Below are 21,008 nucleotides of genomic sequence, written 5' to 3' on the forward strand. Positions count from 1 at the left end.
TGCCGGTATGGGTCCGCAGTTGCCGGTGGGTACGCAGGTGGTGTTGCGCGTCGCGGCGCCCGATGGCCGGGGCGGTACGGCGCAGCGCGGGGCGACCGGGCGGGTCGCCGGGATCACTGCCGACGGCCGTTACACGGTCCGGCTTGTCGACGGGCGGGAGACCGTGGCGCGGCGTGATCAGCTCAGTCTGCGGACGGCGTACCAGGACGAGGCGATCGAGCTGGACCAGCCGGACGGCGACCGGTTGGTGCGCGAGCACACGATCTATGCCGCGGTCGTCGGGTCGCGTGCCTTCGGGCTCGACACCGACGACTCGGACACCGACACTCGCGGCGTGTACGTCGCTCCGACCGAGGCGTTCTGGTCGCTCGCGAAACCGCCGGCCCATGTGGACGGGCCCGAGCCGGAATGGTTTTCCTGGGAGGTCGAGCGGTTCTGCGAGCTCGCGCTGAAGTCGAACCCGAACCTGCTCGAGGTCCTGCATTCTCCGCTGGTGGTCCGGCAGACGTCGCTGGGCGAGGAACTCGTGAGTCTTCGCCGGTCCTTCCTGTCCCAGCTGGCCTACCAGACGTACTCGGGCTACGTGCTCAGCCAGTTCAAGAAGCTGGAGACCGACTTCCGCCGCGACGGCAGGCCGAAGTGGAAGCACGTCATGCACCTGATCCGGCTGCTGCTGTCCGCTCGCGAGTTGTTGCTCGAAGCAACCCTCGTCGTCGACGTCGGCCCGCACCGCGAACGGCTGCTCGCGGTCAAGCGCGGCGAGCTGCCCTGGGACGAGGTCGAACGCTGGCGCCTCACCCTGCACGAGGAGCTCGACAAAGCACTGCAGCACACGGTCCTCCCAGCCACGCCCGACGTTGCCCGGGTCGACAGCTGGTTGCGGTCCGTCCGGAGACGGAGTCTCGGCACCGCCTGACCGCGGCTGTGGAAGCGGTTGCCAAAGCCGCTGTCCTGACAGCGATGTCAGCTCTAAGCTATTTACTTAACTTCGTGAAGCATTGACAACCGGCTCGGCGGGGTAAATAGTTCCGTCCTGAAATCAATCAGAAAGCAGAGTGAATCAACAGTGTCGAACATCGAGATTCTGCAGCTCCGTGCCGGCGGCGTCAGCCTGGTGCTGGACTGCTCCGGTCCCGGCTTGCCGTCCGTCCTGCACTGGGGTGCGGACCTGGGCGAGCTGACCGAGAACGCTCTGCTGGAGCTGCGCCGCGGCGCGGGTGCGGTCCAGGACGGCAACGGCCTGGACGAGAACCGTCCGATCGCGATCGTCCCGGAGTACTCGTCCGGCTGGTTCGGCCTCCCCGGCCTGAGCGGGCACCGCGACGGCCAGGACTTCTCGGCGAGCTTCGAACTGACCAGCGTCGCTCAGACCGGCAACAGCGTGCGGGTCGGCGCCGCCGACGCCAAGGCCGGTCTGCGACTGCTGCTGACCGTCGAGCTGACCGATTCCGGCCTGGTCAGGTCACAGGCCGACCTGACCAACACCGGCGCCACGCCGTACACGGTCGACGGGCTGTACCTGGCGCTGCCGGTGCCGACCGAGGCGACCGAGTTGCTCGACATGACCGGCCGGCACATCGGCGAGCGGCACCCGCAGCGGCACGCGTTCACGCAGGGCGCGCACATCCGCGACAACCGCCGCGGCCGCACCGGCGCCGACGCGACCCTCCTGCTGCTGGCCGGCACCGAGAGCTTCGGCTTCCGCGCCGGCGAGATCTGGGGCGTGCACACCGCCTGGAGCGGCAACCACCGTTCGTACGCCGAGCGCGGCATGAGCGGGTACGGCGTGATCGGCGGCGGCGAGTTGCTGCTGCCGGGCGAGGGCCGCATCGCACCGGACGGCACCTACAGCACGCCGTGGATCTACGGCTCGTACGGCGTCGGCCTCGACCAGGTCTCGCAGCGCTTCCACGACTACCTGCGCGCCCGCCCGAACCACCCGGCGACCGAGCGCCCTGTCGTCCTGAACACCTGGGAAGCGGTCTACTTCGACCTCGACCTGGACAAGCTGAAGGCGCTCGCGGATGCGGCCGCCGAGGTCGGGGCCGAGCGGTTCGTGCTGGACGACGGCTGGTTCCGCGGCCGGCGCGACGACCACGCCGGGCTCGGCGACTGGTACGTCGACGAGGGGATCTGGCCGAAGGGCCTGCACCCGCTGGTCGACCACGTGACCGGCCTCGGCCTGCAGTTCGGGCTCTGGGTCGAGCCGGAGATGGTGAACCCGGACTCCGACCTGGCCCGCGAGCACCCGGACTGGATCCTCGCCGCCGGCGACCGGATGCCGCCGACCGCACGCCACCAGCAGGGCCTCAACCTCGGCGTCCCGGCGGCGTACGACTACATCCTCGAGCGGCTGGACAGCATCCTGTCCGAGTACGACATCGCGTACCTGAAGTGGGACCACAACCGCGACTTCGTCGACGGCGGCAACCAGCACACCGGGACCGCGGGCATCCACGAGCAGACCCTGGCCGTGTACCGGCTGATCGACGAGCTGAAGCGCCGGCACCCGGGGCTCGAGATCGAGTCCTGCTCGTCCGGCGGCGCCCGCGTCGACCTCGGCATCCTGGAGCGCACCGACCGGATCTGGGGCAGTGACAGCAACGACGCGCTCGAGCGGCAGACCATCCAGCGCTACACCCAGCTCCTGCTGCCGCCGGAGCTGATCGGCTGCCACGTCGGCCCGCCGCGGGCGCACACCACCGGCCGGACCCAGACGCTGTCGTTCCGCGCGATCACCGCGCTGTTCGGCCACTTCGGCATCGAATGGGACATCGCGTCGGCCTCCGCCGAGGAGCGCGCGGAGCTCAAGGGCTGGGTCGCGCTGCACAAGGAGCTGCGGCCGTTGCTGCACTCTGGCCGTGTGGTCCGCGCCGACCGCGGCCCTGAGGACGTGCTGGTCCACGGCGTCGTCGCGCAGGACGGAGGACGTGCCGTGTTCAGCGTCGTCCAGACGAAGCAGTCGGTGACCTCGGCCGTCGGTCGGGTTCGCCTGCCCGGGCTCGAGCCGCAGCGGACGTACCGGATCAGCAAGGTCGCGACACCCGGGCCCGAGTCGCGGTCCACGGCCTGGTCGGCCGACGGTGGACGCGTGGAGCTGAACGGTGCCGCCCTCGCCTCGGTCGGTGTGCTGATGCCGGCGCAGTGGCCCGAGAGCGCGATCTTGCTGGACGTGACAGCGATCGGGTAAGCCCGCCCGATCGCCGGACAGAGAAGGAGATCCCCCGTGACCGCGACCACCAACGCACCACCTACCAGGAAACGAAGTCACGGGGAACAGGCGGCGCCGCCGGGGAGGCGGCGCAGCCTGGGCGACCTCAAGGTCGCGATGATCTTCCTCGCTCCGGCCACGCTCGGCTTCGTCGTGTTCTACATCTGGCCGACGCTGCGCGGCGCGTACCTGAGCTTCACCGAGTACAGCCTGCTGTCGGCGCCGAAGTTCAACGGCCTGGCCAACTACGAGCGGATGCTCCACGACAGCTTCTTCTGGAACGCGCTCGTGGTCACCGTCGAGTACGTCGTGATCAACATCGGCGTGCAGACCGTGCTCGCGGTCGGCATCGCGATGGTCATGTACCGGCTGACCAAGTCGATCACGGTCCGCGCGGTCATCCTGGCGCCGTACCTGGTCGCGAACGTTGTCGTCGCGCTCGTCTGGTACTGGATGCTGGACTTCCAGGTCGGCATCGTGAACCAGGGGCTCAGCTGGCTGGGGATCGACCCGGTGGCGTTCTTCGGCGACTCGCACTGGGCGATCCCGACGGTCGCCGGGATCAACGTCTGGCGGCACATGGGGTACACCGCGCTGCTCGTCTTCGCGGGGCTGCAGACGATCCCGGCGTACGTCTACGAGGCCGCCGAGGTGGACGGGTCGACCGAGTGGAAGACGTTCTGGCGGATCACGCTGCCGCTGCTGCGGCCGGTCCTGGTGATGGTCCTGGTGGTCACCATGATCGGCTCGTTCCAGATCTTCGACACGGTCGCCGTGACCACGCAGGGCGGTCCGATCAACGCGACCCGGGTCATCTACTACTACATCTACGAGCGCGCGTTCACCCGGTTCGACTTCGGGTACGCCTCCGCGATGGCGCTGGTGCTGTTCGCGATCCTCGCCGTCGTGTCCCTGGTGCAGCTGCGGCTGCTGCGGGCCAAGGAGAGTGATCTCGCATGAGGCGGCAGGTGAGCGTCGGCCGTACGGTCGCCTGGGTGCTGCTGTTCATCCTGCTGATCGTCACGCTGTTCCCGTTCTACTGGATGTTGCGGACGGCCTTCTCCGACAACACCCAGCTGCCCGGCCACCCGGGTTCGCTGCTGCCGGTGGAGAGCACGCTCGGCGCGTTCAAGCGCGTGCTCGGGCTGTCCACGATCGAGGAGGCGCAGGCCCAGGGCGGCTCCGGCGCCGCCGTCAACTTCTGGCTGTACCTGCGCAACTCGTTGGTGGTGGCAACCATCACGACGGTGTGCCAGGTGTTCTTCAGTGCGATGGCGGCGTACGCGTTCGCGCGGCTGCGCTGGCCCGGGCGGGACAAGGTGTTCGCGCTGTTCCTGGCCGCGCTGATGGTGCCGCCGATCTTCACCACGCTGCCCAACTTCGTGCTGATCAAGAACCTCGGGCTGCTGAACAGCTTCGCCGGCATCATCCTGCCGGGCGCGTTCATGACGCCGTTCGCGATCTTCTTCCTCCGGCAGTTCTTCCTCGGGATCAACCGCGAGCTGGAGGAGGCGGCGATGATCGACGGCGCCGGGCACCGGCGGATCTTCTTCGGGCTGATCATCCCGATGAGCGGCGCACCGATCGCGACGCTGGCGATCCTGACCTACATCAACTCGTGGAACGACTACTTCTGGCCGCTGCTGGTCGGCCAGCAGGAGAACGTCCGGGTGCTGACGGTCGCGCTGGGCGTGTTCCGGTCCCAGACCCCGCAGGGCGGCCCGGACTGGGCGGGCCTGATGGCGGCGACGCTGATCGCGGCGCTGCCGATGATCATCTTGTTCCTGGCGTTCGCCAAGCGGATCACGAACTCCATCGGCTTCTCGGGGATCAAATGATGAATCTCTCACGCAGGACCCTGCTGAAGGCCGGACTGGCCGCGCTCGCCGTACCGTCGGTTGCGGCGTGCAACAACGGGGCGGCGGCCCGCGGCGACGGCGAAATCATCTACTGGCTGTGGGACTCGGCCCAGCTGCCGATGTACACCGAGTGCGCGAAGGTGTTCCACGAGCAGAACCCGCAGTACTCGGTGAAGATCGAGCAGTACGGCTGGAACGACTACTGGTCGAAGCTGGTCACCGGGTTCATCTCGGACACCGCACCGGACGTGTTCACCGGGCACTCGTCGAAGTACCCGCTGTTCGCGGACAAGGGGCAGGTGCTGCCGATCGACGACTACGTGTCCCGCGACAACGTCGATCTGAGCATCTACCAGAAGGGTTTGGCGGACCGCTGGATCGGCAACGACGGCAAGCGGTACGGCCTGCCGAAGGACTGGGACACCGAGGTCTACTTCTACAACAGCGCGTTCACCGAGGCGGCCGGGGTCAGCACCGAGCAGCTCAACTCGATGACGTGGAACCCGCAGGACGGCGGCACGTTCGAGCAGATCGTCCGCCGGCTGACGGTGGACTCCAAGGGCCGCCGCGGCGACCAGCCGGGCTTCGACAAGGACAACGTCAAGGTCTACGGACTCGGGTACGGCGACGCCGGCGGCGGTGACGGTCAGACCAGTTGGAGCTGGTACGCCGCGAGCAACGGCTGGAAGTACTCCGAGGGTGAACCGTGGGGGACGAAGTTCTTCTACGGCGACCCGAAGTTCACCGCGACGATCGGGTGGTGGCGCTCGCTGATCACCAAGGGGTACATGCCGACGTACGCGCAGGCGAAGTCCGGTGTGGACGTGACGACCTCGTTCGGCGCCGGGAAGTACGCGATCACGCCGAACGGGTCCTGGATGCTCGGGACGTACGGCGGGCTGAAGCAGGTGAAGACGAAGCTCGCCCGGTTGCCGCTCGGTCCGGTCGGGAAGCGGATGTCGATGATGAACGGCCTCGCGGACACGATCTGGGCCGGGACCACCCGGCGGGACGCGTCCTGGGCCTGGGTGAAGTTCCTCGGCTCGCAGACCGCGCAGGACATCGTCGCGAAGGCGGGAGTGGTGTTCCCGGCGGTGGCGGCGAGCATGCCGGCCGCCAAGGCGGCGTTCGCGAAGAGCGGGTGGGACGTGACGCCGTTCCTGGAACCGGTCGAGGCGGGTGACGTCTTCGCGTACCCGGCCAACCCGAACGCGGCCGACGTGACCGCGGTGATGACACCGGCGATGGACGCGGTGATGTCGTTCGAGGCGGAACCGGCGTCGCTCGCGAAGGCGAACGAGGACGTGAACCAGATCCTGTCCGCGAACAGCTGAGGGTTCACCCTGGGGTGTCCTACGCCCGGGGGAGTACGTCGTACTGCGTCCTGCGGTGCAGCGTGCTCCTCCGGGGGTAGCGGAGGTGTCGCCGCTGGGGCGACGCGGTGAAAGGGGTCTGAAAGCCAGTCTTGGTGCCGTTGGAAGGACCACGAGCACCGAGGAGTGTCATGAGCGACGAGAGGCCGGGCGGATCGATCCGCATCGGCGACAGTGAGCGTGAGGACGCGGTCAAGCGTCTGGGCGAGCATTACGAAGCCGGCCGGCTGAGCGCCGAGGAACACTCGGAACGCGTCGACCAGGCCCTCCGCGCCAGAACCGGCGCGGATCTGGAGGCGTTGTTCGCCGACCTGCCCGGGTCCCATCAGGCTACCGGTGCCGAGGGGGCTGAGAGCTGGGCCGGCCCATGGGGATGGAGCAAGCCGCCGTGGACGGCTCCGGAGGACGCCGCTAACACCAGCGGTCCTGGGCCCGGCAGCAGGCCGCCGTGGGCTTCGCGTGGGCCTCTAGGGCGGATCCCGTTCCCGTTGCTGGCCCTGCTCGGCGTGTTCGCCGTGCTGGCGTCCGTCGGCTGCGTGGTCGGCGGTGGGCATCCGCCGGTGCTGCCGTTGCTGCTGATCGTGGGGGCCGTGCTGTTCGTGCGGAAGCGGCGGACGGAGCGGCGCGCATGAGGAACGTGTACCGCGTCCTGGGGCTGCTGATCGCGATCGCGGTCGTCCTGCAGGTCGCCTCGATCGCGTTCGCCGGATTCACGATCGCGAAGGACGCCGACGACGGCACCTCGATCGGCGCCGACTACAGCAACTTCGGGCAGAGCTACCACAGCATCGCCGGTTCGGTGATCGCGCTGCTCGCGCTGGCCTTCCTGATCGTGTCGTTCCTGACCGACGTCCCGCGCGGCCGGGTGCTGGCCGGGATCGTGGTCGGCCTGGTGGTCCTGCAGTTCCTGCTCGCGGTGGTGTCCTTCGGGGTGCCGGCGCTCGGCCTGCTGCACGGCATCAACGGGCTCGCGATCGCCGGTGTGGCGAGCGCGGCCGCACGCCGGGCCGCGGTAGCGAAGCAGCCTGTGACCAGTGCCTGACGTCAAGAAGCGCCGGTGGGGCCGGCTGCTCGCTCTGGGGATCACCCTGGCGGTCCTCGTACCGCTCGGGTACCTCTGGGCGACCAGCCTGGTCCCGGGGGAGTACGACCCGGCGGAGATGGGGTACGCCGACTACGGCGGCGGTCCGTCGTCAGGCCACGAGCATCACCACGGCGGGACGAGCGTGGCGGACCTGACCGGACCGAAGACGGGGACGCCGGACGTGGACGTCACGCTCGTCGCGCGGAAGCAGAAGTTCCAGCTGGCGTCCGGCGAGACGGTCGACGGGTACACCCTGAACGGCGCCTCTCCGGGTCCGCTGATCCGGGCACGCGTCGGCGACCTCGTCCAGGTCACGCTGGTGAACGAGTCCGTCAAGGACGGCGCGACGCTGCACTGGCACGGGATCGACGTGCCGAACGCCGAGGACGGGGTCGCCGGGGTGACCCAGGACGCCGTACCGGTGGGCGGGAAGCACGTGTACCGGTTCAAGGCGGAGCAGGCCGGGACGTACTGGTACCACTCGCACCAGGTGTCGAGCGACGAGGTGAAGGGCGGGCTGTTCGGTTCGATCGTGATCGCGCCGCCGTCGCCCGGTGAAGTGGTGGCCGCGATCCACACGTACGACGGGAAGCGGACGATCAACGGCCGCACCGGGACCGCGAGCATCGACCTGAAGCCGGGTACGACGGCGCGCGTGCGGGTGATCAACACCGACAACGCGATCCTGCGGGTCGGCCTGACCGGGACGCCGTACAAGGTGGTCGCGGTCGACGGCCGGGACGTCCACGGCCCGGCAGCGGTCACGGCGGCGTTCCCGTTGGCGGCCGGTGCCCGCGTCGATCTGGAGGCGGTGGTGCCGGCGGGCGGGATGCGGCTCGTGGCCGGTACGCCGGCGTTGTCGCTCGGCATCGGTCCGGGTGACCCGGCGAAGGGCGAGCTGCCCGCGGAGACGGTTGATCTGCTGACCTACGGGACGGCGGCACCGATCGGTTTCGATCCGGCCGCGGCGGACCGCAACTTCGAGTACCGGATCGGGCGCCGGCCCGGGTTCCTCGACGGTGTGCCGGGGTTGTGGTGGACGATCAACGGCCACAAGTTCCCCGACGTACCGATGTTCATGGTCGCCGAGGGGGACGTGGTCCGGATGAAGATCTCCAACACCAGCGGCCAGGCGCACCCGATGCACCTGCACGGTCACCACGCCGTCGTCCTGTCCCGCAACGGTGTCGCGGCGACCGGCTCGCCGTGGTGGGTCGACACCCTCGAGGTCGGCAACAAGGAGACGTACGAGATCGCCTTCGTCGCCGACAATCCCGGCCTCTGGATGGATCACTGCCACAACCTCCCGCACGCCTCCGAGGGGCTGATGACCCACCTGATGTACGAGGGCGTGACCACGCCGTACCGCGTCGGCGGCGACTCCCGCAACGAACCGGAGTGAAACCGCCGGCCGTCGCGGGGCGTCCATCACTCATGATGTTTCGATGAGCACGCCTGACGACGACCTGCACGGCTGGCAGGCGGTGTTTCTGCTTGTCTTCTTCGGCGCGGCCGGCGGCGGCCTGTACCTCGTCGGCCGGCTGACCCGACCGAGCTTCTTGTACGACAATCCGCTCGTCTGCGCGGCGATCGCGGGCGGGGCCTGTTTCCCCGCCCGCTTCCTCGCCGAGCGCTTCGCGTGGTGGAACCGGCTCGAGCAACGCCGCCAGGCCCGCCGGGACCGGCTGCTGAAGCGCGCGCTGGCGGATGCCCGGCACCGGGCCCGGACCGGGAGCCGGCGCCGGATCGGGTGGGCCGAGGGACTGATCAGGGCGGTGCGGATCCTGGTCGGCGTGCCGATTGCGCTGGGGTCGTTGGCGATCGTGCCGTTGGGGATCGCGGCCGGGAACGACAACCAGCAACTGGTCGCGAACGGTCCCGTCCGGCAGGCCGTGGTCGTCTCGGTCGAGGAAGACAAGTGGTCCAAGTACGACGACGTGATCGTGAAAGTGGCCCGGCCGGGTGACGGTGTGCCGGTCGAGGTGGACGGCGGCAACGATCTCGACCCGAGGCCCGCGGTCGGCGACCGGATCGACGTGGTCGCCGACCCCGCGGACCCGTCGTACCTGATCGCCGCGGCGGTCGACTGGTCGACGCCCTGGTGGGCGTGGCCGCTCGGCATCATCATCAGCCTGCTGTGCCTCTGGATGGGCGTCGCGATCGCGTTCGCCTGAGGTCAGGAGGCCCGGCGGAGCGCCGCGAGGCGAGCGCAGGCTGCCTCCAGTGCCGCGGGCTGGGTTTCGTACGCACCCCACCAGAGGGGGTTGTCCGGCTGTGGGTCGAGCTCGTCGTCGACGTCGGCGTACCACTCGTCCGCGGTCCGGAAGACCCGCGCGTGCAGCTGGTTGTCGTTCACCGCACCACTCCTGGAAGTGAGAACCGTGTACGTCTCCAGGATGTGACCGCGGTCCGCAGGAACGCGCCAGCGACACGCGGTGGTTCAGGTGACCAGGACCGTGATCCGCTGGGCGGTGTTGTTGCTGAAGCCGCCGCGGTTCCACTCGGCCTCGATCGGCTGCTCGTTCCCGGCGGCGTCGTACGCGCGGACCGTGAGCACGTGCTCGCCCGGCGTCGCCTCCCAGTCGTAGGCGAAGGCCCGCCAGGCGAGCTCGTCATTGCCCAGGGCATCCAATGTCGCCTCGTGCCAGTTCACGCCGGCGTCGGTGCTGACCTCGACACGCTCGATCGGCGCCCACCCGGACCAGGCTCGGCCGAACAGCGGAACGGTGCCGGCGGCAACGAATCGGTGCCGGCTCATGAAGTCCGGGAACCCCGGCGGGATCAGCAGTGCGCGCGGCTGGATCCGGGTGATCGCGCTCCCCGGGTCGTCCGCGTCGGCCCGGATCCGGTACGCGACGGAGTTCTGGAAGCCGTCGAACGCGTGGTCGATCACCTCGATCGACCGCAGCCACTTCACGCTGGCCATCCCGTACCAGCCCGGTACGACGAGGCGCAGCGGGTACCCGTGCTGCGGCGGTAGCGGCCCACCGTTCATCTCCCACGCGACGATGGCGCCGGAGTCGATCGCCTCCGCCACCGACAGGCCGCGCTGGTAGTCCTGCTCGACCCCGCGCTCCACCCCGTGGTCCGCGCCGGTGAACACCACGTCCACGGCGTCTGCGCGCAGCCCGGCCAGCCGCAGCAGGTCGGCGAGCAGCACACCGGTCCACTCCGCCGTACCGACCGCCTCCGACAGCCACGGCTGACTGATCGGCCGCGGCTGCAGCGTCGCCCGGCCGTTGCCGGCGCACTCCAACGTGACCCGGACGGTCCGGCGGCCCATCGCGCGCAACTCGGTCAGCCCGAACGACAACGGCTGCTCGACGCATCCGTCCACGCTCAGCACCCAGTCGCCCGCGTTCGTCGCCGGGATGTCGTAGTGCACCAGCACGTAATGCAGTCCCGGCGGCGTCACGTCGTACCGCAGACCCTCCAGCGGCATGCCGTGATTGCGCGCCGCCAGCTGCAACTCGTCGGCGGTGATCCCCTCACCCGTGTCCGCCAACCGCCCCCGAACGCTGAAACTCTCGATCGACATCGCAGATCCCTCCCCTGAGGCAACCCTAGAGGTAGGGACTGGCTACAACCAGCCGTTGTCCAGAGCGATCCGAGCTGCTTCGGCGCGGGTCCGTGCGCCGGTCTTGCCGATAGCGGCCGAGAGATGGTTGCGGACCGTTCCCTCGGACAGATGCAGCTCCTTGGCGATGTCCGCCACGGTGCCTCCCTCGCGGGCAGCCCGCAGTACGTCGGACTCGCGGCCCGTCAACGGGCTCGTCCCGGCCACCAAGGTCTCGGCGGCGAGCGACGGGTCGACCACGCGCAGCCCCTGATGGACGCGTCGTACGGCGTCCGCGAGCTGCGTCGCCGGGGTGTCCTTGACGACGAACCCGGCAGCCCCGGCCTCCATCGCGCGACGCAGGTACCCGGGCCGGCCGAACGTGGTCACCATCAGCACCCGCACCCCCGGTACGGCGGCGCGCAGCGCGGCGGCCGCCTCGATGCCGTCCAGCCCGGGCATCTCCACGTCGAGGAGGGCGACATCCGGCCGGGCGTTCTTCGCCGCGTCGATCACCTCGTCGCCGCGACCGACCTCGGACACCACCTCCAGGTCGGGCTCCAGGTCGAGCAGGGCGGCCAGGGCACCGCGGACCAGAGCCTGGTCGTCGGCGATCAGCAGTCGGATGCTCACCGCACCATCCTCACAGCCCGACGTTCATTGCCAGCCGGAACCCGCCGCCCGGCGCCTGACCGACCTGCACACTCGCACCGGCCTGGTCCGCCCGTTCGCGCAGCCCGACCAGCCCGTGGCCGGACGCGCCGCCGCCCGGCGTCGGGCCCTTTCCGTCGTCGAGTACTTCGATCTGCGTCGCCGAGATCCGGATCGTGCAGCGCTTCGCACCGGAGTGCCGGACGACGTTCGTGACGCCTTCCCGAACCATCCAGGCGAACAGCTCGCGGTTCTCCTCGGGAACCTCGTCGACCGCGGTCGGGAGGTCCGCCTTGATCTCGGCGGCCTGCAGCGCGGCGCGGGCCGAGACCAGCTCACCGGCCAGGCTCAGCTCGCGATACCCGGCGACCGCCGCCCGCACGTCGGCCAGCGCGGCCCGTGCCAGGCTCTCGACGTCCGCGACCTCGGCGGCCGCTCGTTCTGGGTTCGCCGCGATCAGCTTGCCGGCCAGCTCCGCCTTGACCGTGATGACCGTGAGCGAGTGGCCGAGGATGTCATGCAGGTCCCGGGCGAACCGGTTCCGCTCCTCCTGGACGGCCAGCTCGGCCATGTCCTTACGGGCCGCGTTCAGCTCGAGGCTGCGCTGGATCGCCCGCCGCATCCCGAACACGGCCAGCGCGCCGAGGAAGATCGCGAACCCGTAGCTGCCGTCGTCGGTCCAGCCCGGCACGATCCGCATCGACAACTCGGCGCCGCCGAGCAGCAGCGCGACGATGCCGATCGCGATCCGGAGATCGACGGCCATCATCGCGACCGCGGAGATGTAGACCAGGCAGGTCAGCGCCTGCTGACCGGCCGCAGGCAGCATCAGCAGGCAGAGGGCGAGCATGCCGCCGATGTACAGCAGGCGCTGCCACGTCGGCATCCCGCCGGCGCCGAGGCCCACCCAGCGGACCCAGCCGAAGAAGCCGAGGTACGACAGCGCGAACAGCGACAGCGTGACCAGACCGAGGACCCGGGTCGTTCCCTGCCGGTGGATGATCTCCTCGAACGGCTGGGACAGGTAGAACAACCAGACCCCGGCCGCGAGCCAGCCCCACCGCCCAGGTCCTGGGCGGCCTCCGCGCTCGGCGAGCGCTTCCACGAGCGTCGGCGGTGTCTTCACGGTGGTCACGCTATCGCCCGGTGCTCAGGCGCGGGCGGTGTCGGCCCGGAACCGGCGCAGGCCGATGAACCCGAGCGCGACGGTCCAGCCGAGCACCACCAGCAGCGCGTGGGTGTCCAGCCCGCCCTGCGCCAGCGCGCTCCGCGAGGTCTGACCGGTCCAGTACGCCGGGGTGAGCTGGGCGATGTGCTTCATCACCGACGGCATCTGGTCGACCGGGAGCCACAGGCCGCCGAACGCCGCGATCAGCATCGTGCTCAGACCGGTGATCGGCTGGACGCTGTCCGGCTTCGCGATGTACCCGATGACCAGACCGATCGCGGCGAACGGCAGCGCGCCGAGCCAGGACACCAGCGCGACCGTCAGCCACTGGCCGGCGCTCAGGTGCACGTGCCCGAACGTCATGCCGCACAGGAACACCACGACCAGCGGCGGGATCGCGAGCAGCAGGCTCAGGATCACCTTGTTGACGACGTACGCCTGCGGCTTCAGCGGGGTGAGCCGCAGTGTGCGGTTCCAGCCCCCGTCGCGCTCGGCCGCGATCACACCGCCGCTGCTCATCGCCGCGGACATCGAGCCGAACATCGCCATACTGACCATCACGTACGCGATCGCGGAGATCCCGGCCTCGTTGGCGTCCTGCGGGATCGTCAGGCCGAAGATCAGGAACAGCACCAGCGGCATCAGGATCGAGAAGATCAGCACCCGCCGGTTCCGCAGCGTGCGGCGGATGTCGAAGATCAGGTAGTCGCGGTTCATGCCAGGCTCTCCTCTTGGGCCGCGCTGATCGCGAGGACGGCGTCCTCGAGGTCGGCGGACGTCACTTCGATGTCGTGGGCGCTCGTGTTCTCGAGCAGGTGGCGCAAGGTGCCGTCGGAATCGCCGCACTGCAGCAGCACGACGTCACCGCGGGTCTCGACGTTGCGCACGCCGGGCAGCGACGCGAGCGCCGCCAGGTCGGCGCCCGGGATCGTGGCTCGGATGGTGCGGCCGGACACGCTCGCCTTGATCTGCGCGGCGGTGCCGTCGGCAACGACCTTGCCGCTGCGCATCAGCACCACGCGATCGGCGTACGAGTCCGCCTCCTCCAGGTAGTGGGTCGCGAACAGGACTGTCCGCCCGCGGGCGGTCTCGGCGTGCATCGACGCCCAGAAGTCGCGGCGGGACTCGACGTCCATGCCTGTCGTCGGCTCGTCCAGCACGATCAGGTCCGGCTGCGGGATGATCGCCATCGCGAACCGCACCCGCTGCTTCTGGCCGCCGGACAGGGCCTTCATCGTCCGCTTGGTGAGGTCCGCGATCCCGGCCCGCTCCAGGGCCTCCCGTACCGGCATCGGGTCGTTGTGCAGGCCGGCCACCAGCTCCAGCAGCTCGCCGACCTTGGCGTCCTCGATGATGCCGCCGCTCTGCAGCATCACGCCGACCTGGCCCTTGGCGATCGCGTCCGTCGGCGTACCGCCGTACACCTGGACGGCGCCCTGGTCCGGCTTGACCAGACCCAGCAGCATCTCGATCGTGGTCGACTTGCCCGCCCCGTTCGGCCCGAGCAGCGCCACCACCTCACCGGCCCGGATGGTCAGATCCACCCCGGCGACGGCCTGCACGTCCGCATACCTCTTGGTCACACCCCGCAGGCTGACCGCAGTCGTTGTCGTCATACCCAGAAGCCTGCTGGACCACCCCGCCGCACCCCTGGATCGCTCGTCACGACCCACCCATGACATCCGTCAGCCGAAACCCTGTGAGGGATACCTGGGGGTGGGTGAGGTCTGGTTCATGGGGGTTCGTGGTGGTGGACTGCTTGATCGGGGTGGACAGGCGGCAACTGATTGGGGTTAGGGAGCGTCCAGTGGAGTGTTGAGGAAGGGAACGCGATCGGGGTGGGTGCTGTGGGTGCTGGCGTGCGTGGTGCGGCGGGGGTCGTGCATGGCGGGGTGGGTGTGCGGCGGACTCGGGGCGGGCTGCCCGCGGGGGTTCGGGTCCGTGTGCACGGGCGGGAGACGGCGGGTGGGTGTGAGGGGAGCGGTGTGGTGGCGACGTTGACGGTGTGGAAGTTCGAGAGCTGGGACGGGGCCAACCAGGCGATCGGGACGTTGGAGAGTCTGGCGAAGCAGAAGCTGATCCGGATCCATGACGCGGCATCGGTGTCCTGGCAGCCGGAGAAGCGGCGGCCGCGGACCCGGCAGGTGCGGAACATGACGGGGCCGGGCGCGGTCGGCGGGCTGTTCTGGGGAATGCTGTTCGGGACGATCTTCCTGATGCCGTGGGCGGGCGCCGCGATCGGAGCGGCGGCCGGCGCGGTCGCCGGATCGCTGATCGACGTCGGGATCGACGACGACTTCATCAAGGAGGTCCGTCGCCAGGTGACGCCGGGTACGTCGGCGCTGTTCCTGCTGTCCAGCGACGAGGTGACCGATCAGGTCCGTGCGACCTTCCAGCGCACCGGCCTGCGCGCCAAGCTGATCCACACCGACCTGACCGACGACCAGGAAGCCGCCATCCACGAGATGTTCGGCGACTGAACCGCGGCTTCAGCCGCGTTTCGCGAAGTCCACGACGTACAGCCAGTCCTCCTCGAGGAGGTCGTGGCCGCCGGGGCGCAGGTGATAGCCGATGGCGTTCGGGGCGAACGACGGGCGGGCGGCGACCACGGCGAGGTGTTCGCCGATCGGATCGGCCCAGGCGTCGTCCTCGGCGCTGGTGACGGCGACGCGGCGCGGGGCGATGCTCGTCAGGAGCTGGTGCTGGTCGACGGGCAGGTCGTTCTCGCGGCCCGCGTACGCCGCGAACGACGGCACGAACCAGTGCGGGAACCGTGAGGTGATCGCCGCGATGTCCTCGCCCGCCGGGTGCCGGAACAGCGCCGCGCCGCAGCAGCCGGAACCGTTCGCGGCAGTGACGGCGAAGCGCTCGTCTTGCGCGCCGGCCCAGAGCGCGGCCTTCCCAAGCCGCGAGTGCCCGAGCACGACCGCGCCGACGGTGTCGATGCCGGAGATGCGTCCGGCAATGTCGAGCAGGCGCGAGAGTCCCCAAGCCCAGGCCGCGACCGCGCCCCAAGCCTCCGCGGGGAACAACGCGCGGACGCCGGGTGCGGACGGCGCCGGGTCGTCCGGCTCGATCTGCTGGTAGTCGACGGTGAGTACGGCGTACCCGGCCGCGGTCACCGTCGCGTACGGCCAGGTCTCGATCGTCTCGTCGTTGCCCTTGAAGTTGAGCACCACGACGACGGGCGCGTCGCTCGCGCCGGACGGCAGGTGGGTGAGCGTGTCGAGCTCGAGGTTGCCGAGCGGGCACGCGATCACCGCGCGGTGCCGCAACCGATCGGCCGCGCCGTCGAGCACACCGTCGTCGCGCGAACGCAGGACCAGCTCGGTCACCTCACCACCCGTCGGCGTACGGCCGTAGATCGTGCGTGCGAACTCGTCGACGACGTCCGACCCGGTTGCCGGCAGCGGTGGTACGACGGCGCGCTGCCACGCCTCAGGAAGCTCCACGAGGTAAGTACTCGAGGGGAAATCGGTTGACCGGCCGGCGTGGCCGGTGTGAGGGTCGCGCCGTGACGGGTGTGCCGAAGCTGCATGACGACGAGGTAGCGATCGACTCCGCGTTGGTGGGGGCACCGTTCGCGCCGGAGTCGGTCGACGCCGTACGAGGTGCACGGGATCTGGCTGCTTTCGTCCGGACGCTGCGCGAGGTGGACACCACCGGTGCGCCGGTGCCGGACGGCGACCCGTTCACCCGGGGTACGCCGTTGGCGCCGCGTGACGTGATGTTCCGCCAGGCGTTGGACGAGCTGAAGGAACACTTCGACACCGGTCTGCTGACGGCCGCATGGGAGGAGTCGCTGGGCGCGGACACCTGGGACGGCGTACCGCGGTGGATCCACGGCGACCTGATGTCCGGCAACCTACTGGTTGCCGACGGCAAGCTGTCGGCGGTGATCGACTTCGGTACGGCGAGCGCAGCCGACCCGGCCGGCGACGTACTGCCCGCGTGGTGGCTGTTCGAGGGCGCGTCGCGGGCGGCGTACCGCGAAGCCCTCGAGATCGACGACGCCACCTGGCTCCGCGCCCGCGGCTGGGCGCTCTCCCTGGTGGTCATCGCGATCCCGTACTACCTCGACCGCCGCCCCGGCACCCTCGCGGACGGCCAGGAATCCGTCGCCGACATCCTGAGCGACTTCACGTCGAGCGCCTGAAGTCACCAGAGCTTGTCGATCGAGCCCGGGTAGAGCTCGATGCGGGCGTTGTGAAACGTCGGGGCGAGTTGCCGGGCGGTGGAGGTGAAGAACGCGGCGAGCGTGACCTTGTCGAAGCCGGGCTGGTCGCTGGGGAACGGGTCGTCGGGCGTGCCACCGATCAGGACCGTGCCGGCAAGGTGCTGCCAGCCTGCTGACTCGTAGAACGGCTGCAGAGCACGGTCGCAGGTGAAGACGCCGAGGTCGAGGCGCAGGTCGGCCATCACGTCGCGGGCCGCGGCGACCAGTTGGTGACCGTACCCGCGGCCCCGGAGTGTCTCGCGGGTGACGACAGTGCTGAGGCCGCCGGCGCGAAAGGTGGTGCCGCTGTGCTGGAGCGGTTTGCGAAGGACGTCCAGCGCGGCGACCACCAGCCCTTCGTCTACGAGAAGCATCGAGAGCGGATGCAGCGCCGGGTCGTGGACCGGAGTATCGGCGGGTGACGGGGGATCGGACGGCCAGGCCTGGTTCTGTAGCTCGTGGACCTGGGCGCGAAGGGCCGCGGGTACGGCGGTCTCCGGGTAGGACTCGACCTGCATCAGCTCGACTTCAGGGTGTGCAGGCCCTGCCAGAGGAGGTCCTGGAGGGTGCGGGCGACCTTCTCGGGGGTCGGTGGGGTGGGGGTGCGGGTGCGCCAGATGGCCAGGCGCTCGGTGGCGCCGGAGATGGACTGGGCGACGATCTGGACCTCGTCGTCGTCGACCGCGCGGCCGGCGGGGAGGTTCATCCGGACCATGGTGGCGATCAGTTCGATGAAGGCCGCGCGGACCTCGTCGGTCGCCTCCGCGGCCGGGCCCGCGCTCAGCATGCCCTCGTCGACCAGGACGGACCACGCCTGCGGGTGCTCGTCGAGGAAGCGGAACCAGGCCAGGAATCCGGCGTACAGCGCGTCCTCGGCATTGGGGGCGGCCATCACCGCGTCGGCCACGGTGTCGAGCAGGTGGCCGCGGAGCCGGGCCAGGCAGGCGAGGAACAGGCCGTCCTTCGAGCCGTAGTACTGGTAGATCAGCGGCTTCGACACCCCGACCTTCGCGGCGACATCGTCCATCGACGTGCCCTGGTACCCGCGCTCGCCGAAGATCTGCTCGGCCGCCTCGAGGATCTCCCGCTCCCGGGCCGCGCGATCACGGCGGCGTTTCGGTGGACGTTCCGTGGTCGAGGTCACTTGCGCAGTCTAACTGACTCCGAGTAACTTACTGCGAGTAAGTTCTACAGCCGAGCGGAGGCCAGGCATGGGCGAGCGGCATCGGATCGTGGTGATCGGGACCGGGTTCGCGGGCATCGGGATGGCGGTCCGCCTGAAGCAGGCCGGATACGACGACTTCGTCGTGCTGGAGCGCGCCGAGGACGTCGGCGGCACCTGGCGCGACAACACCTACCCAGGCTGCCGGTGTGACGTGCCGTCACACCTGTACTCGTTCTCCTTCGCCCCGAACCCGGAGTGGTCGTCGACGTTCTCGCCGCAGCCCGAGATCGAGGACTACCTGCGCACCGTCACCGACGCGTACGGCGTGCGCCCGCACATCCGCTTCGGCAACACCGTCGAGTCGGCGCGCCGGCAGGACGGCAGCTGGCAGATCACCACGAACCGGCAGACGTTCACCGCGGACATCCTGCTGTCCGGGATGGGCCCGCTGGCCGAGCCGTCGTACCCGAAGCTGCCCGGCATCGAGGACTTCGAGGGGGAGGTCTTCCACTCCGCGCGCTGGAACCACGACCTGGACCTCAGTGGCCGCAAGGTCGCCGTGATCGGCACCGGCGCGTCGGCGATCCAGTTCGTGCCGGCGATCCAGCCCGAGGTCGAGGAGCTGCACCTGTTCCAGCGGACGCCGCCGTGGGTGATGCCGCGGCCCGACCGCAAGATCACCGCGGCCGAGAAGGCTGTGTACCGCCGTTTCCCGCTGGTGCAGAAGGCTGTCCGGGCCGGGATCTACTGGGGTCGCGAGTCGATGGTGCTCGGGTTCACGAAACTGCCGGCGATCATGAAGCAGGCGCAGAAGGTGGCCGAGAAGCATCTCGCGCACCAGGTCCGCGACCCGCTGCTGCGCGCCAAGCTGACGCCGGACTTCACCCTCGGCTGCAAGCGCGTGCTGATCTCCGACGACTACTACCCGGCGCTCGCCCGGCCGAACGTCGAGGTGGTCACCGACGGGATCGCCGAGGTGACGCCGACCGGCATCGTCACCACCGACGGCGTGAAGCACGAGGTCGACACGATCATCTACGGCACCGGCTTCAAGGTCACCGACCTGCCGGTGATGGACATGGTGCACGGCCGCGACGGCGTCTCGCTGCGCGAGGCCTGGGCCGACGGCATGGAGGCCCATCTCGGGACGGCGATCGCCGGCTTCCCGAACTTCTTCATGCTGATCGGGCCGAACACCGGCCTCGGTCACAGCTCGATGGTGTTCATGATCGAGTCCCAGATCGCGTACATCCTCGACGCGCTGAAGACCATGGACGTGCGGGGCCTCCGGGAGGTCGAGGTACGGCGGGATGTGCAGCGCGCGTTCGTCGACGGGGTCCGCTCGTCGATGCGGAACACGGTCTGGACCCGCGGCGGCTGCACCAGTTGGTACCTGGACTCGGAGGGCCGCAATACGACCCTCTGGCCGTCGTTCACCTTCCGGTTCCGGCAGCTGACCCGGCACTTCGATCCCGGTGAGTATCAGACGCTTTCTATGTGACATCGTGCGTGTTACATTCGATCGGTCTGATACTGATCGGAGGCGGCGCGCGTGCTGGTGCAGTTGCTGCCGCTGCACGGGATCGGCGGTCGAGGAGACCTGCCGGTGCCGCTGTGGCTGGCGATCTACTCCGCCGGTGCCGCCGTCGCGGTGTCGTTCTTCGCGCTGGCTGCCTTCTGGTCGCGCCCGCGGTTCGAGGGGACCGTGGGCCGGCCGCTCGGCGTGCTGACCCGGATCGTCGACGCCCCGGTGACGCGTGTCGTGCTCAAGTTGGTGGGGCTGGTACTGCCGGCGCTGCTGCTCGGCGCCGCCTGGCTCGGCGACCCATCGCTGAACCCCGCGCCGACCTGGCTATACGTGTGGATGTGGGTCGGGATCATCCCGCTCTCACTGCTGTGCGGCCCGATCTGGCGGCTCGCGAACCCGTTGCGGACGATCGCCGGCGTCGTACGGCGCACGTCGTACCGGCCGCTGCCCCGCGGGATCGCGTACTGGCCGGCCGTCGCCGGACTGGCCGGGTTCCTGTGGCTGGAACTTGTCTACCCGGAGGGATCCGACCCGCGGGTGGTCGCGCTCTTCGCCACGACGTACGCCGTGCTGAATGTTGCCGCAGGCATCGTTTACGGGCCGGCCTGGTTCGGGACCGGGGACAGCTTCGAGGTGTACGCCGAGGTGCTCGCGCGGCTGAGCCCGCTCGGGCGCGGCGATCACGGCCGGCTCGAGCTGCGCAACCCGCTGGCCGGACTGGCGACGATGCCACAGCAGCCGGGGATCGTCGGGTTGCTGTGCCTGCTGCTCGGGTCGACGGCCTTCGACGGCATCTCTCGCTGGTCCGTCTGGACGCGGCTGACGGGTGGGATCGCCCACATTCCGGCGTACACGCTGGGATTGGTCGTCACGGTCGCGATCGTCACCGGGCTGTTCCTGCTGGCCGCGCGCACCACCGGCGCGGCGCGGATCCGCCCGGGTGCGGTCGGGACGGCCGGACTGCCAGGAGCGTTCGCGCACTCGCTGGTGCCGATCGAGATCGGGTACGCCGTCGCGCACTACTTCTCGTTCGCGCTGTTCCAGGGGCAGGCGGGCTGGCTGCTCGCGACCGACCCGTTCGGGCGCGGCTGGGACCTGCTCGGCACGAGCGGGACGCCGATCGACTACGCGTTCCTCGGGACCGGTCTGATCGCGGGAGTCCAGATCGGCGCGATCGTGCTCGGACACGTCCTCGGG

General features: G+C 69.7%; 22 protein-coding genes. 13 read left to right on the forward strand and 9 right to left on the reverse strand.

The features are described from left to right. Positions 1-7 precede the first annotated feature (7 nt). The 9 genes from ACWEOO_RS36980 (at position 8) to ACWEOO_RS37020 (ending at position 9,701) form a co-directional block, all read left to right on the forward strand. Complete coding sequence (locus ACWEOO_RS36980; protein WP_452147008.1) at positions 8-916, forward strand: nucleotidyltransferase domain-containing protein; 909 nt, start codon at positions 8-10, stop codon at positions 914-916. 150 nt (positions 917-1,066) lie between these two features. Further along, positions 1,067-3,190 (forward strand): alpha-galactosidase, encoded by a 2,124-nt coding sequence (locus ACWEOO_RS36985; protein ID WP_452147009.1) that lies wholly within the window; start codon positions 1,067-1,069, stop codon positions 3,188-3,190. A gap of 36 nt (positions 3,191-3,226) precedes the next feature. Continuing rightward, positions 3,227-4,171, forward strand: a complete 945-nt coding sequence (locus ACWEOO_RS36990) for a carbohydrate ABC transporter permease (RefSeq protein WP_359936704.1) — start codon at positions 3,227-3,229, stop codon at positions 4,169-4,171. Then, entirely contained in the window at positions 4,168-5,049 is an 882-nt protein-coding gene (locus ACWEOO_RS36995) for a carbohydrate ABC transporter permease (protein ID WP_355472965.1), read from the forward strand. The genes ACWEOO_RS36990 and ACWEOO_RS36995 overlap by 4 nt, the downstream gene beginning before the upstream one ends. Continuing rightward, the gene (locus ACWEOO_RS37000) at positions 5,049-6,404 is read left to right on the forward strand and encodes an ABC transporter substrate-binding protein (RefSeq protein ID WP_452147010.1); all 1,356 of its coding nucleotides are present in this window, start codon (positions 5,049-5,051) and stop codon (positions 6,402-6,404) included. The genes ACWEOO_RS36995 and ACWEOO_RS37000 overlap by 1 nt, the downstream gene beginning before the upstream one ends. A gap of 170 nt (positions 6,405-6,574) precedes the next feature. Next, on the forward strand, positions 6,575-7,075 hold the full coding sequence (locus tag ACWEOO_RS37005; RefSeq protein WP_452147011.1) for a DUF1707 SHOCT-like domain-containing protein: 501 nt from the start codon (positions 6,575-6,577) through the stop codon (positions 7,073-7,075). Further along, positions 7,072-7,485 (forward strand): hypothetical protein, encoded by a 414-nt coding sequence (locus ACWEOO_RS37010; protein ID WP_452147012.1) that lies wholly within the window; start codon positions 7,072-7,074, stop codon positions 7,483-7,485. Before ACWEOO_RS37005 ends, ACWEOO_RS37010 begins: the two co-directional genes overlap by 4 nt. Then, a complete protein-coding gene (locus ACWEOO_RS37015) occupies positions 7,478-8,929 on the forward strand; it encodes a multicopper oxidase family protein (RefSeq protein ID WP_452147013.1) in 1,452 nt (483 codons plus the stop codon). The genes ACWEOO_RS37010 and ACWEOO_RS37015 overlap by 8 nt, the downstream gene beginning before the upstream one ends. A gap of 43 nt (positions 8,930-8,972) precedes the next feature. Continuing rightward, a complete protein-coding gene (locus ACWEOO_RS37020; RefSeq protein ID WP_452147014.1) occupies positions 8,973-9,701 on the forward strand; it encodes a hypothetical protein in 729 nt (242 codons plus the stop codon). 2 nt (positions 9,702-9,703) lie between these two features. Here the strand turns inward: ACWEOO_RS37020 and ACWEOO_RS37025 are convergent, their stop codons facing one another. The 6 genes from ACWEOO_RS37025 to ACWEOO_RS37050 form a co-directional block, all read right to left on the reverse strand. Continuing rightward, a complete protein-coding gene (locus ACWEOO_RS37025) occupies positions 9,704-9,883 on the reverse strand; it encodes a hypothetical protein (RefSeq protein ID WP_452147015.1) in 180 nt (59 codons plus the stop codon). Between the two features lie 84 nt (positions 9,884-9,967). Beyond that, complete coding sequence (locus ACWEOO_RS37030; protein WP_452147016.1) at positions 9,968-11,065, reverse strand: sulfite oxidase; 1,098 nt, start codon at positions 11,063-11,065, stop codon at positions 9,968-9,970. A gap of 42 nt (positions 11,066-11,107) precedes the next feature. Continuing rightward, positions 11,108-11,716 (reverse strand): response regulator transcription factor, encoded by a 609-nt coding sequence (locus tag ACWEOO_RS37035; RefSeq protein ID WP_359936679.1) that lies wholly within the window; start codon positions 11,714-11,716, stop codon positions 11,108-11,110. Between the two features lie 10 nt (positions 11,717-11,726). Then, positions 11,727-12,860, reverse strand: a complete 1,134-nt coding sequence (locus ACWEOO_RS37040) for a sensor histidine kinase (RefSeq protein ID WP_452147017.1) — start codon at positions 12,858-12,860, stop codon at positions 11,727-11,729. Positions 12,861-12,884: 24 nt separating this feature from the next. After that, on the reverse strand, positions 12,885-13,619 hold the full coding sequence (locus ACWEOO_RS37045) for an ABC transporter permease (protein WP_355697074.1): 735 nt from the start codon (positions 13,617-13,619) through the stop codon (positions 12,885-12,887). Next, complete coding sequence (locus ACWEOO_RS37050; RefSeq protein WP_359936673.1) at positions 13,616-14,518, reverse strand: ABC transporter ATP-binding protein; 903 nt, start codon at positions 14,516-14,518, stop codon at positions 13,616-13,618. The genes ACWEOO_RS37045 and ACWEOO_RS37050 overlap by 4 nt, the downstream gene beginning before the upstream one ends. A gap of 372 nt (positions 14,519-14,890) precedes the next feature. Here ACWEOO_RS37050 and ACWEOO_RS37055 point away from each other — a divergent pair, with 372 nt between their 5' ends. Next, a complete protein-coding gene (locus tag ACWEOO_RS37055) occupies positions 14,891-15,382 on the forward strand; it encodes a DUF1269 domain-containing protein (RefSeq protein WP_359936670.1) in 492 nt (163 codons plus the stop codon). 9 nt (positions 15,383-15,391) lie between these two features. Here ACWEOO_RS37055 and ACWEOO_RS37060 read toward each other — a convergent pair whose 3' ends face one another. Then, on the reverse strand, positions 15,392-16,354 hold the full coding sequence (locus ACWEOO_RS37060; RefSeq protein ID WP_452147018.1) for a glucuronyl esterase domain-containing protein: 963 nt from the start codon (positions 16,352-16,354) through the stop codon (positions 15,392-15,394). 62 nt (positions 16,355-16,416) lie between these two features. Here ACWEOO_RS37060 and ACWEOO_RS37065 point away from each other — a divergent pair, with 62 nt between their 5' ends. Continuing rightward, complete coding sequence (locus ACWEOO_RS37065; protein WP_452147019.1) at positions 16,417-17,058, forward strand: phosphotransferase; 642 nt, start codon at positions 16,417-16,419, stop codon at positions 17,056-17,058. Between the two features lie 2 nt (positions 17,059-17,060). Here the strand turns inward: ACWEOO_RS37065 and ACWEOO_RS37070 are convergent, their stop codons facing one another. Both ACWEOO_RS37070 and ACWEOO_RS37075 read right to left on the reverse strand, forming a co-directional pair. Then, positions 17,061-17,636 carry a GNAT family N-acetyltransferase gene (locus tag ACWEOO_RS37070; RefSeq protein ID WP_452147020.1) on the reverse strand — a complete coding sequence of 192 codons (576 nt, stop codon included), beginning with the start codon at positions 17,634-17,636 and terminating at the stop codon, positions 17,061-17,063. Continuing rightward, a complete protein-coding gene (locus tag ACWEOO_RS37075) occupies positions 17,636-18,262 on the reverse strand; it encodes a TetR/AcrR family transcriptional regulator (protein WP_452147021.1) in 627 nt (208 codons plus the stop codon). The genes ACWEOO_RS37070 and ACWEOO_RS37075 overlap by 1 nt, the downstream gene beginning before the upstream one ends. A 67-nt stretch (positions 18,263-18,329) precedes the next feature. On the opposite strand from ACWEOO_RS37075, the gene ACWEOO_RS37080 reads away from it, so the two are divergent. Together ACWEOO_RS37080 and ACWEOO_RS37085 are read left to right on the forward strand one after the other, a co-directional pair. Next, entirely contained in the window at positions 18,330-19,784 is a 1,455-nt protein-coding gene (locus ACWEOO_RS37080) for a flavin-containing monooxygenase (RefSeq protein WP_452147022.1), read from the forward strand. 51 nt (positions 19,785-19,835) lie between these two features. After that, positions 19,836-21,008 (forward strand): hypothetical protein (locus tag ACWEOO_RS37085; protein WP_452147023.1); only part of this gene is annotated, 1,173 nt, incomplete at its 3' end.

The sequence above is a fragment of the Kribbella sp. NPDC004138 genome, from assembly GCF_053603655.1.